The following is a 12477-nucleotide window of genomic DNA, read 5'->3' on the forward strand; positions in this document are numbered from 1 at the left end:
GCAGAAAAAGTTGTAACGAGATATTGCAAAGGAAAATCCTCTTGAAAAGAGGCAACAATACAGCTGACCGGTACCGGGTAACGCTGCGTTATTCAGTGACAAATCGGCATACTATTCATGCCCCAAGACCACCCGATCACGGGCACGCCGTCAGCAGTCCGGTTGCAAGGTCGCAGGAGACTGACTCTGATGACAATCGAGGGGGCTTCAGCGGGAAGATTGCATACCTTGCAACCTGTCTTGATAACAAATCGGCAGCCTCAAGGCTGCCGATTTGTGGCTCATTGTTCGTCGGGGATCTCGTCAAACAGGGGGTGGTAGAGTACCTCACCGGCCATGCCGGCCAGCCCCCCTTCCTGCAGCTCCATCGCCAGAAAACAGTCGGCGGGCACCTCGTAGATGCAGTGCAGGCCGAACTCGCTGGCGGGACGAAAACCGAAGCGGCCGTAATAGGTCGGGTCACCGAGCACCACCACCGCTTTCCAGTCCATTTCCAGCGCCGTGTCCAGCCCCTCACGTACCAGATCCGAGCCTATGCCCTGCCCCTGCCAGTCCGGATGCACGGCCACCGGCGCCAGACCGAGCCAGGGCCCTTCCAGGCCGTTAATGGTGATCGGGCTCAGCATCAGGTGCCCCATGAACTCGTACTCTTCCTCTTCGACCATGGTCACCACGGCGGCGCCACACTCGCGCAGGCGGTTGACCAGTTCGGCCTCATCGGAACGGCCAAAAGCAGCGCTCACCAGTTCATAGACCGGCAACATGTCGCCGGGGCGCTCGGTTCTCAGCATACAGCGTTACTCCTCGTACAGCAGAGCGGGCATTATTCCACAAAGTGCCGGTCAGCCTGAGCACCTTTGTCCAGAAATGGGAGGGTGGACTCAGGAAAGCGCGCCGCAAGTTGCCGCAGCAACCCCAGCAAGGCCGTCGGCGTCAGGGTGGTAATGGCCTCACCGTAGGCTGCAAACAGCGCAGCATCCTCTTGCTCAAGCCGTGCCAGCACAAACTCGGGCCCCTGATGCCAATGTCCGGCCAGCTCATCGATCAGGGCCGGCAGCTCCACCAGCAGCCAAAGCTGGCGATAGCGCCCCGCGACCGAGTCCCCAGCACTGGCCCCGGTCGCGGGCAGGCCGGGGCGACGCGCCATCTTGCCAATCCAGCCGAGCCGCTGTTGCCGCTGCGCGCGGGTGAGCAGAACGGGCCCATGGCGCCGCAGGCTGGTCAGTTGCAGCAAACAGGCAAGTCCCTGCTCGTCCCTGTCTTTGAGCAGCACACCGCCCAGCAGATGAAGCCGCTCGGGTTCGGTCAGATCCAGCTCACTGAGCGGATAGCAGATGATATCGAGCCTGGCGCCATCATCAGCGGCGACGCCCGGCAAGTCGGGATCATGGCCCTGCTCATCCAGATACAGGGTGAGTTGCGATGGGTGGCCATGGCCCAAACCGACCTGTGCATCGACGCCATGCAAGATAGCCACGGCCACCCGCTCGTCCGCCAGCCAGTGCGCCAGTTGCCGGGTCACTGGCTCGGGCAGGCTGATGGCCCTGTCCAGTCGCCAATAGCTCACCTCGCACGGCTGCCGGGCGGTTTGGCCGCGCAGCCCGCGAGAGTGCATGCCGAGCTTGGCCATCACCCGGCCGGAGGCGAGGTTGCCCGGCATGTGGCACGCGGTCAGCGCCGGCAACTGCAAGGTGTCGAATGCAAAGGATTTGACCCGTTGCGCGGCCCGGGTAGCCAACCCCTGGTTCTGCCAGGGGACGCCGACCCACCAGGCCAGATCGCCGTTCCAGTGCAGCGAGATCACCCCGACCAGCGGAGCCACTTCATCCTCCTGCGGCAGTGTCAGGGCCCAGCTCCAGCCCAGCCCCAGCGCCGCCTTGCGCCAGCTGCCGACAAGCCAGTCACGGGCGCACTCCGGCGGGTAGGGGTGAGGAATATTGAGGGTATAGCGCGAAAGCGCCTCGTCGCTGCAATAGCGCACCACCTGGGCCTCGTCGTCGGCCAGCAACGGCCGCAGCACCAGCGCAGAAGAGAATGAGGCCAAAGTGGGCTCACGTAGCAGAGGCACACTCACACGGCGGGCAAGCAGGCGGTTGAGCACGGCGCCCATGTCGTCGTCCGCCGTCAGCACCAGATCCGCCCCGAGCGGGCCCAGGGTGAGCAGACCGCTCTCCTTGGCCAGGGTCAGCAGGGAGACCGAAGCACTGATGAGGATCTGACGGCTGGGGTCCGCCTGAACATCTGCGATCAGATCGCCGTCGAGCCAGGCAGCCAGCAGCGAAGTGGCCAAGAGGAGCCCATCTGGCTGGCAGGCGGACCAGAGATCCTCCTCCTCTGCCAGGTGGGACTCTGCCTCCTTGCTGAGCAGCAGCCGCCAGCGATGGCCCTGCCGCTGCCAGGCTTGCAGCACGGGGGCCCAATGGGGTTGCCACAGCACCCGCTCGATCAGCAACTCCATCAGCGGCCCTGACAGGCCGCCGGCAGGCTCAGGTGGCGGGGATGGGCCTCGATGCGGGCGATCCAGGCCTGGATGGCGGGCCAGCCCTGCAGAGAGAAGATCCCCTCCTCCGCCACATGGGTGTAGGCATAGAGGGCGATATCGGCGATGGTCGGTGCGTCGCCGCACAGGTAAGGGTGCTGTTTCAGCTGCTGCTCCATCACCGCCAGCGCCCGCTCACCTCCGGCCTTGAGGCCGTCGAGCCGCGCCTCCTGGGATTCAGGGCGGCCCAGATAGTGGACGATGAAGCGCGCCACCGCTATGTAGGGTTCGTGGCTGTATTGCTCGAAGAACAGCCACTTGAGCACCTCGGCCTGCTGACGCGCCTCTGCCGGCCAGAGCGCCGAGCCCTGCGCCAGATAGAAGAGGATGGCGTTGGACTCAGCCAGCGCATCCCCTTCATCGATGGCCAGCACGGGGATCTTGCCGTTGGGATTCATGGCCAGAAAGGCCGGGGTTTGGTTGTCGCCGGCCTGGATATCCACCGGGACCCAGTCGAGGGGCAACTCCAGCCAGCGGGCCAGCAACCACCCCTTGTAACAGTTGCCGGATCTCAGATCGCCATATAGACGCATACAGACTCCTTGTCAGCACAGGATTGCAGAGGATAAACGGGGGATCAGGGCGCCAGCCGCTCTATGTGCCAGCCTTCCCCTTCCCGGTTGTAGTAGAAGCGGTCGTGCAGCCGGTGTTCGCCACCCTGCCAGAATTCGACCGTGTCGATCCGCACCCGATAGCCACCCCAGAAACTCGGCAAGGGCACTTCCCCCTTGGCAAACTTCTGCTTGAGCTCGAGAAATTTGGCCTCCAGCACGCCACGCGCCGAGATGCGGGTCGACTGCTTGGAAACCCAGGCGGCTATCTGGCTATCCTTGGGACGGCTGTGGAAGTACTTCATCACCTCGAAGGTGCTCATCTTCTCCACCCGACCCGTCACATGCACCTGACGGTCCAGAGTGTGCCATGGAAAGAGCAGGCTGATGCGGGGGTTGCCCTCCAGCTGGTGCGCCTTGCGGCTGCCCATGTTGGTGTAGAACACCATCCCCTCTGCATCGTAGTGCTTGAGCAGCACGGTGCGCTGCCAGGGTTGCCCCTCGGCATCCACGGTCGCCACCACCATGGCGGTGGGATCGGTCAACTTGGCCTCGCAGGCCTGAGCCAGCCACTTCTCGAACAGCGCCAGGGGGTCGGCTGGCAGATCGGCCCGGTGCAATCCGCCCCGGGTGTATTCACGGCGCAGATCAGCTACATCCATCATCTTGATTTTCCTTAAAATAAATAATGGTTCCACGACCATCAAGAGAATGATTGCAGGCATTGTGCGCTCGATAAAGTGACCTTGTAAACCATACAAAAAAAGCGAAGAGGCTAGAGCCTCTTCGCTTGAATAATGAATATCCCAAAGATGAGAACCCTCACCCTTTGGTCATCAGGTTTAGTGGCTCACGGCCTCACGACGACGCAGCAGTGCCGCGATACCAAGACCAAACAGCGCGAATAGACCGGTCGAACCGCCACCGCCACCACCGCCATTGCTTTCAGGCTGGGGCTGGGGCTCGGAAGCCGCTTTGGTCGCCAGCTTTGGCGTAATGGCATAGAAGATATTGTCGCTACACGCCAGCTTGAGACGAACGGAGCTGCCCGCAGGCTCCGGTATGGTCACGTCATGGGCGCCGTTATTGCTCACACCGCTAACCAGCGGCTGCCAGCTCTTGCCTTCATCGTTGCTATAACTGATGTCGACCCGCTGACAATTGACCGGATGACGATCAGTACCCGCCACTTCCCAGTTAATTGTGGTCGGGCTGCCAACCAGCATACGCTGGTCAGAGGGCGGTAATATTTTGAAGGTACGTGAGCCAGTATCCACAACCTCGACCGAGGTCTCGCCATAGGCAGCGCCCCCCCTGCCATCACGGGCCACCAGACGGAAATTAAGGGTGCGAGCCACATTGACCCACACATCGCCTTTATCCGCCTCCCCTTTCAACTGAGTCGCGAGCGAGGGAAAGTGGCGAACCGGGGATGCTGTCGGTGCTGCATAGCGATACAGGGGACCGGTTTCAAGGAGACCGGAACTCAATTGATGGCCACTCGTAGTCGCGTCCCCCAGATCGACCTGCTCCCAGGTATAGGTGAGGGTATCGCCGTCAACATCATGACCCTCGCCACTCAGGCTAAATGCCACTCCTTTTGGAATTACATGCACTGGCGGCACTTCGATAATTTCCGGCGCCTGATTATCTCCATTTTCTCTCGGAATAAGCATGCCACAACGAGGTTCCATATACGGTGCAGTAAAAGGTGCTAAACTCGGATTGTTAGCAATCTTTTTCGCGTCAACACTCGCCTCCTCTTCACGTTTGGCAATATGCGCTAACATTTGCTTAATCGACTCGCTATGAAAATAGGCTTCGCTATGGGGCTGCAAGTCTTGGCTCGCTATCAAACCGGCATAACCCATAATGGAGCTACCACTACCCGGCTCAAAAGCTTTTTTATTATATCTTTGCCCTACGCCTGCATTATAGGTATGATTGGCACCAAATTGATGGCCTATTTCATGAGCGACAAAATCAATAAAGAAGGCGTCACTTTCTGGTATTTTATTTCCTGTTCGCCCTATCGATCTGAATGAAATAACCGGCTTTGACGGAATATCAGTGTCTTGTGCAACCATGCTGCATAAGGACCCCAAGGTGGCGGCGCCCGATTTATCTGCGGTTGTCAGTACATGACCGATATCGAAATAACCCAGCTCCTTATTCTTAACTTTTTCCCCCTGCACATAGCCGTTTTTCTTACTGTCACTCTCCTCATACCAAGGGCTGACACCGGCTACATAGTTTGTATTTACACCGTTATAGAAGGGACTATCATTTTTCGTATAGATGATAGTATCACTTCCCTCTGCCAATACAAAACGAGCACCAAGATCACGCTCATATACATCATTAAGTCGGTTTACCAACGTTGTCAGTGAAGCCAGCGCTTGAGCCTTCCCCTTGAAATACTCGGTATATTCCCCAGTAGTTGAAAATGCAATTCGATACTCCTTGAGCGTAGACGCAGCATAGCCTATCTCATTGCGAGCGGCCTCCGTGTCATTCGTCAACTTTTTTTTGATATCAGACTGTTCAACGACTTCATTAATCCCATCACTGGAAGGTGCATTTTTTTTGTAATAAACAGCGTAAGAACCATTGCGTTGAATATCGACAAACACCTGCTCTCCGGCATGCATAAACATGCCGTTAAAACCACGCAGTGAAATATCAAAGCGACCGGTATTACTGGCATTGCCCACTTCACGTCCTTTATAGGTCATGATATCTGGATATTTTTCTGCCAGCACTGGTGGTAATACTGAATAGGCTTCCAATTCATATTGCACCATATTGCCATCAGGCAACGGCAGCGTAATAACGGTTTGGCCTGCACGCAGATTTTCTAAAAAATCTGGATCTACCTCAAATGTATTATATACGCGAGCCCTTACCGTATCATCGGCCGGCTTGCTGCGTTTTTCGACCATATGCCATGGGGATGCCAGCGCGATATTGGCTGACATTGCAATGACAACTGAGATTGCTTTTATTGTGAACTTCATCATTTTAATCACCTGACTGAACAGCTGACGATGATAACGTGACGCACGTCACATTTCAACTTTTCAGACAAGAAATCAAATAAAATTAAACCATTTAAAAACAAAAAGTTACAATGGAGGGCCTCATAAGAACCTCACTTGAAAAGCATTTTCACCCCAGCTGAAAAGGGGGTAATAACTCCAAACTTATGTTTAGCTTCCTTTATAAAATCTTCAAAATCAGTTAGATATTGCGCGTAACAACCCTCATCAATGCCGGCTCGCCCCGCCAATATTTACAAAAAATAGAAGGAGGTTTACACCTCCCTCTTGATAACCAGGCATTACTGATCGTTTACAGAGTGAGGAGGGCAATGCTTCAACATCTGCTGGTTATATTCGCTGGCGTAGGCCCTCAGCTTGGCATGTATCTCTTGCTGACCGGGCCTTATCACATCACCCAGTCCATCCAGATAACGTATACCACAGCGCGCCTTGGCCTCCGCCTGCTGTTCTGCAGGAATACCGGGCGCTACTTCACCGCGCCCGGCCCGCACAATCAGCCGGTAATCCTGCTTGGCAAGGCTGGCGCTGACTGCCTGCTCCAGGGGGTCAGCATTCGCCTGACATCCGCCGAGCAGTGTGAGCAGCAACAAGCCGGTGACTCTCATGCCCGCCTCCGTTGCCAGCCGAGTAGAGCCAGTGCCAGGGTCCAGAAACCGAGCGAACCGCCCCCACCCCCGCCCGAGTTACCGCCACTTTGTACCACAGGCAACTTGTACGGGCTGATGGCGAAGAAGATGTTGTCGCTGCAGGCCACTTTCAGCCTGACGCTGCTGGTGAGGTTGGCCGGCAGGGTGACGGTGGCCGAGCCACTGTTGGGCTCGCTGCTGGCCAGGGTCGCCCAGTTAGTCCCCTCATCCTGAGTCACGAACAGGTCCACCTTGCTGCAGTTGATCGGCGCCGCGCTGGTGCCCGCCACATCCCAGCTGACCGACTGGCTGGCGCCCGGTGTCACCGCCACGCCAAGGGGACTGGTCAGGCGGAAAGCGCTGCCGGTGTTGACCACCTGCACCTTCATGTCATCGCTGGCAACGCCGCCCTTGCCATCACGTACCGTGAGCCGGAAGTTGAGGCTCCGGTTGGTGGTGGGCCAGGCCTCTCCCTTGGCTAACGAGCCGGAGAGCAGGGATGGCAGGCTCGGCAGGATCCGCTCCGGCGAGCCGGTCGGCGACACGAAGCGAAATAGCGGACCGGAACCCTCGTCGATCATATCGAGGGCGCTGCTGGATGGGTTACCCAGATCGATCTGCTCCCAGGTGTAAGTCAGGGGATCCTGGTCCAGATCCGTCCCGGCGCCCTTGAGCACAAACGGCGTGTTGGCCGGAATGATATGGCTGGCCCCGGCAGCCGCCTGGGGAGCGTTGTTGCTAAGGCTCAGCGTGGTGCCGCAAGCCGGCACGGTGGCCATGTGCGCCCGCATCTGCTCGATGGACTTGCTGTGGAAATAGGGATCGCTGTGCAGCTGTATGTTCTCGTCACCACAAATACCGGCGTAGGCCATGATGGAGCTGCCGCTGCCCGGCTCGAACGCCAGTCCGGCGACCCGGTTGCCACCGCCGCAATTGTTGGTGGTGCCGTTGAAAGTATGATCGGCACCAAACTGGTGGCCGATTTCGTGGGCCACATAGTCGATAAAGAAAGCATCCCCCACCGGGGTGGATGAACCCGTCATGCCTGCCGACTTGGTGGCCGTACAGAGCGCGCCCAATTCGGCCAGGCCACCACCGCCGGTGTTGAGCACATGGCCTATGTCGAAGGAACCCAGGTTGCCCTTGGTAAGAGCCTCTCCTTGCACCAAGACGTTTTTGCTGACGTCATCAGCCTCATAGGGGCTGCTGACACCGTGGATGTAATTCGGGTTATCACCGTTGTAAAAGGGGTCAGTAACAGGATCGGTAAAAATAATGGCGTCATTACCGCTGGCCAGCTGGAACTCGGCCCCCACATCGCGCTGATATACCTCGTTCACCCGGTTGAGCAGGGTGGCTATGGCCCCCATGGTCAGCACCTTGGAGCCCCCGTGGAACTGGGTATACTCCCCGGCCGCCGAGATGGCGATGACATAGCGCTTGCGCTCGTTGCCATCCACTTGCACCTTGCGGGCCAAGGTTTTGGCGTCGGCACCGATCACCCTGTCTGCTTCCTCTTCCAGCCGGCTGTAGGCATCCTGCTGGTAATAGACGGCATAGCCTTCGGCATTGCGCAGCGGGTCGACGAATACCATCTTGCCCTGGTGGGTGAACATGGCATGGAAACCTTGCGGGCCCAGGTCAAAGCGACCCGTCTCCACCGGCGCCGCCGGGTTATGACCCTTAAAGGTCAGGATGTCAGGATACCTGGCGGCGAGATCGGCGGGCAGCAGGTCATAGGCCTGCAGGGTGAAGGTCACCTCGCCTCCGTCTGGCAGTGGCAGGGTCAGCTGACGCGCCCCTGCCTGCAGTCCGGCAAAGTAATCGAGGGGCACCTTGGCCACCCGGAACTGGTTGGCCCGCACTTCATAACCGTCCGCCGCCGTGGCGCGCGCCGCCACCGTGTTCCACTCCCTGGCCGCGAGGCCACCCGAACTCATCAGGCTGGCCACGACCAGCGCCAAGGGCGAATATTTCATCAACTGCATCTTTTTAGTCCTTTTAAATGCACTCACCTGAACTGCAATCGGCATCATTTTCCTGCTGGTCCGATTAGTCCAGCACCATCGTCTGTATATTCCCCGAATGGGGAGTGTTGCACCAACCCTGTCTAGCCCCTATCATTGCGCGGATTTATCAGTTTTAGAGCTGCGTCACCATGACGACGGTTCGTCTTTATTTGACCAAGGTTAATCTCATGCTTAAATCCCCACTGTTGCCCCGTTTCGGGGACCTGATCGTTGCCATCGTTGACGATGTGCTAGGCCAGGGTCTCACCCTGGACCGCGCCTATGCCCGTCACTTTTCAGGCATCGAACTCAAACCGCAAGAACAGGCAAGGATTGCTCTGGTCACTGGCGATCTGCTGCGTCGCCTCAGCCTCTATTGCGCCCTGACCGGTATTCAGGTACGTCAGGCCGAGAAAAATGTCTGGCCGCTGCTGCACAGCTGGCACGCTTTTCACAAGATTGCTCAACCCAACCACCCAACGCTGGATCGCTTCAACGAAGAGGCATTCCGTCGCCGCCTGACCGAAGCGAAGAAGAACCCTGTGCTGATGGACGGTTGCCCCAGCTGGCTGGAGAAGCTGGGCAGCGAGCAACTCGGCGAGGCTTGGCCTGCCGAGCGCGCGGCCCTGGCCTGGATGCCCAAGCGTTACCTGCGGGTCAACACCCTCAAGGGGTCGCGGGAAGAGTTACAAGCCGTGCTGACCAAGGAACACATCTCGACCATTCCGGTGGAAGGGGTCGCCACCGCGCTGCAGGTCACCACTGATGCAGCGCTGTTCCGCACCAAGGCATTTGCCGATGGCTGGTTCGAGCAGCAGGATGCGGGCTCCCAACTGGTGGCTGCCGCGCTGGAAGTGACGCCGGGCATGCGAGTCATAGACGCCTGCGCCGGTGCCGGCGGCAAGACGCTGCACATTGCAGCCATGATGAACGGCAAGGGCCGTTTGCTGGCGATGGATGTGGAAGAGTGGAAGCTGGAAAACCTCAAGCAACGCGCCCGCCGCGCCGGTGCCCACAACGTGGAAACCCGCGTCATCGAGAGCAGCAAGACGGTCAAGCGCCTGAAAGGCACCGCAGATCGCGTGCTGCTGGACGTACCCTGCTCGGGCCTGGGCGTGCTCAAGCGCAACCCGGATGCCAAGTGGCGTGACACCGCAGAGCGGCTGCCGGTGCTGGTGGCCCTGCAGGAGGAGATACTGCAGCGCTACAGCCAGATGGTGAAGGTCGGCGGTCTGCTGGTCTATGCAACCTGCTCCATCCTGCCCCAGGAGAACCGCCAGCAGGTAGACAAATTCCTGGCTGCCAACGACAACTACCGTCTGCGGGACGACCACACCGTCAGCCCGTCCGCGACCGGTTTTGATGGCTTTTACATGGCACGGATCGAACGTATCAGCTGATCCCGTCAGCCGTGATAAGAAAGGGGAGCCATTGGCTCCCCTTTTTACATGATGCAGATGCGACCTTATTCGGCAGCAGCGTCATCCGGCTTGTGCTTGGCGGCAGTTTCCTTGATCAGGGCCTGCAGCTCGCCAGCCTGGAACATCTCGATAAGGATATCGCAGCCGCCGACCAGCTCACCCTCTACCCACAGCTGCGGGAAAGTGGGCCAGTTGGCAAACTTCGGCAACTCGGCGCGGATGTCCGGGTTTTGCAGTATGTCGACGTAAGCAAACGGCTCGCCACAGGACATCAGAGCCTGGGAGGCCTGGGCAGAGAAACCGCAGCTGGGTAGCTTGGGGGACCCCTTCATGTAAAGGATGATGGGATTGTCAGCCAACTGCTGTTTGATCTTTTCAATAGTTTCCATAGGTGCCTCACTAGAGCGATTTCGGCGGCCATTCTACTGCAATCCAGGCAGACCACAAACTGACAAACCGTCCCGGATGCAAGAAGTGATGAATCAATACGCCGCAGCTTGATCCAAGTCATGGCGAGAATCAAGAGTTGTTAGCCCATCTTTGATGCTGGTACAATCGATGGGCTTTGGGCCAACTGGCCCCATTATTTCAAGAACAATTCTTTTCAAAATAGAAAAGAGTACGCAATGTCTTGCAACCGTCGCCTTCGCACGGCCAGCCAATGGAGAGTAGAAAATGGCATTCGAACTTCCCGCTCTGCCCTATGCAATCAATGCTCTGGAACCGCACATCTCCCAGGAAACTCTGGAATACCACCACGGCAAGCACCACAACACCTATGTGGTCAACCTGAACAACCTGGTGCCGGGTACCGAGTTTGAAGGCAAGTCTCTGGAAGAGATCATCAAGACTTCCACTGGCGGCATCTTCAACAACGCCGCCCAGATCTGGAACCACACCTTCTACTGGCACTGCCTCTCCCCGAACGGCGGCAACGAGCCGACCGGCGCCCTGGCTGATGCCATCAATAAGGCGTTCGGCTCCTTTGCCGAGTTCAAAGATGCGTTCACCAAGTCTGCCATCGGCAACTTCGGCTCCAGCTGGACCTGGTTGGTAAAGAAAGCCGACGGCTCTCTGGCCATCGTCAACACCTCCAACGCCGGTTGCCCGCTGACCGAAGCCGGCACCACGCCGCTGCTGACCGTTGACTTGTGGGAACACGCCTACTACATCGATTTCCGCAACCTGCGTCCTAAGTACATGGAAACCTTCTGGACCCTGGTTAACTGGGAATTCGTGGCCAAGAACCTGGCTGCCTGATAGCCGCTTCTTGCCAAAACGCCCCGCACTGCGGGGCGTTTTTTTATGGTGCATACAACCACACCCAGCTGCCAAATAATGACGAGAAAGGCGCCCGCAGGCGCCTTTGTTGTTAAACCGGATGCTCGTTCATCACTGGTCGATTTCATCCAGATAGTCATCCAGATTGACATCGTCAGCCTTCTGCGCAGGCGTCTGCTTGAACTCGGTTTGACGACCGGTCACTTTGTTCTGGTTGTGTTGCAAAAAGAAATCCTTGGTCAGTGCATAAGGATCAAGCGCGTTGTCAATGATCCGCTCCTGATCGATCAGCTTGGAGCGGGTGCCCAATCCATCCAGCATCCAGTGCGTGATGCGCAGCGGCAATGTCAGCAGCGCATAGGGGAAGTAGATGGTATCGATGGTGTCCCCGACCAGCTTGCGGGTGGTACTGGGGCCATAGACAGGCACCATCAGATAGGCGCCATCCCCGATGTCGGCACTGCCCAGCACGGTATTGAACTCCAGCTTGTCACGCTCAAGCCCGGCATACTTGGCCACGTCGAATATCCCCAGTACGCCCACGGTTGTGTTGATGGTAAAGCGTCCCAGATTGGTCCCGGCCCCTTTCAAATCACCCGTGATCAGATGGTTAACCATGCTGCTCGGCTCGTTGAAGTTCTCCACCAGATTCTCGATGCCATCCTTCATGCCCTGCGGAACGTAGTTGGCATAGCCGTGCACCACGGGGCGGGCCACGTAAGGCTCCAGCACATCATAGTTGACCACCCACATGGCCCGGTTTGCGCCCTGGAAAGGGTCACGAGCATCGCTGGCCGTGCTGGTCGCCGCTGGCCGGCTCTGGGCCCTCTTGAGGTCAAGGCTTGCAGGACCCGGCTGGGGTGGACCACCTGCACAGCCACCCAGCAACAACGCCACCATCAATGCCCCTAAACGCACATACATATGGAAGTCCTAGCTTTTTATTGTGATTAATCTGGATTATAGGCAGCCCGGCCCCATCGAGGGG

Annotated in this window: 11 protein-coding genes; 2 read left to right on the forward strand and 9 right to left on the reverse strand. The window is 58.1% G+C overall.

The window, feature by feature from the left end; translation table 11 throughout:
• Positions 1–281: 281 nt before the first annotated feature.
• The 7 genes from BN1129_RS01585 to BN1129_RS01615 all read right to left on the reverse strand — a co-directional run bounded on the left by BN1129_RS01585 (position 282) and on the right by BN1129_RS01615 (position 8766).
• A complete protein-coding gene (locus BN1129_RS01585) occupies positions 282–791 on the reverse strand; it encodes a GNAT family N-acetyltransferase (RefSeq protein WP_042034061.1) in 510 nt (169 codons plus the stop codon).
• A 32-nt stretch (positions 792–823) separates the two neighbouring features.
• Entirely contained in the window at positions 824–2458 is a 1635-nt protein-coding gene (locus BN1129_RS01590) for a GNAT family N-acetyltransferase (protein ID WP_157013220.1), read from the reverse strand.
• On the reverse strand, positions 2458–3072 hold the full coding sequence (locus BN1129_RS01595) for a glutathione S-transferase family protein (protein WP_042034063.1): 615 nt from the start codon (positions 3070–3072) through the stop codon (positions 2458–2460). Before BN1129_RS01595 ends, BN1129_RS01590 begins: the two co-directional genes overlap by 1 nt.
• A gap of 44 nt (positions 3073–3116) precedes the next feature.
• Positions 3117–3755 (reverse strand): pyridoxamine 5'-phosphate oxidase, encoded by a 639-nt coding sequence (pdxH, locus tag BN1129_RS01600; RefSeq protein WP_042034064.1) that lies wholly within the window; start codon positions 3753–3755, stop codon positions 3117–3119.
• Positions 3756–3932: 177 nt separating this feature from the next.
• Complete coding sequence (locus BN1129_RS01605) at positions 3933–6110, reverse strand: reprolysin-like metallopeptidase (RefSeq protein ID WP_052449295.1); 2178 nt, start codon at positions 6108–6110, stop codon at positions 3933–3935.
• A 320-nt stretch (positions 6111–6430) separates the two neighbouring features.
• Positions 6431–6757: a hypothetical protein gene (locus BN1129_RS01610; protein WP_042034066.1), complete on the reverse strand. Its 327-nt coding sequence runs from the start codon at positions 6755–6757 to the stop codon at positions 6431–6433.
• A complete protein-coding gene (locus BN1129_RS01615) occupies positions 6754–8766 on the reverse strand; it encodes a zinc-dependent metalloprotease family protein (RefSeq protein ID WP_042034068.1) in 2013 nt (670 codons plus the stop codon). The genes BN1129_RS01610 and BN1129_RS01615 overlap by 4 nt, the downstream gene beginning before the upstream one ends.
• A gap of 209 nt (positions 8767–8975) precedes the next feature.
• Here BN1129_RS01615 and BN1129_RS01620 point away from each other — a divergent pair, with 209 nt between their 5' ends.
• Positions 8976–10187, forward strand: a complete 1212-nt coding sequence (locus BN1129_RS01620; protein WP_042034069.1) for an RsmB/NOP family class I SAM-dependent RNA methyltransferase — start codon at positions 8976–8978, stop codon at positions 10185–10187.
• 65 nt (positions 10188–10252) lie between these two features.
• Here the strand turns inward: BN1129_RS01620 and BN1129_RS01625 are convergent, their stop codons facing one another.
• Positions 10253–10597 carry a Grx4 family monothiol glutaredoxin gene (locus BN1129_RS01625; RefSeq protein ID WP_042034070.1) on the reverse strand — a complete coding sequence of 115 codons (345 nt, stop codon included), beginning with the start codon at positions 10595–10597 and terminating at the stop codon, positions 10253–10255.
• 286 nt (positions 10598–10883) lie between these two features.
• On the opposite strand from BN1129_RS01625, the gene sodB reads away from it, so the two are divergent.
• Positions 10884–11468 (forward strand): superoxide dismutase [Fe], encoded by a 585-nt coding sequence (gene sodB / locus BN1129_RS01630; RefSeq protein ID WP_005319233.1) that lies wholly within the window; start codon positions 10884–10886, stop codon positions 11466–11468.
• Positions 11469–11600: 132 nt separating this feature from the next.
• On the opposite strand, the gene BN1129_RS01635 is transcribed toward sodB, so the two are convergent.
• On the reverse strand, positions 11601–12413 hold the full coding sequence (locus BN1129_RS01635; protein ID WP_042034073.1) for an MlaA family lipoprotein: 813 nt from the start codon (positions 12411–12413) through the stop codon (positions 11601–11603).
• Positions 12414–12477 lie beyond the last annotated feature (64 nt).

It is taken from the genome of Aeromonas popoffii, assembly GCF_000820025.1.
GTDB lineage: Bacteria > Pseudomonadota > Gammaproteobacteria > Enterobacterales > Aeromonadaceae > Aeromonas > Aeromonas popoffii.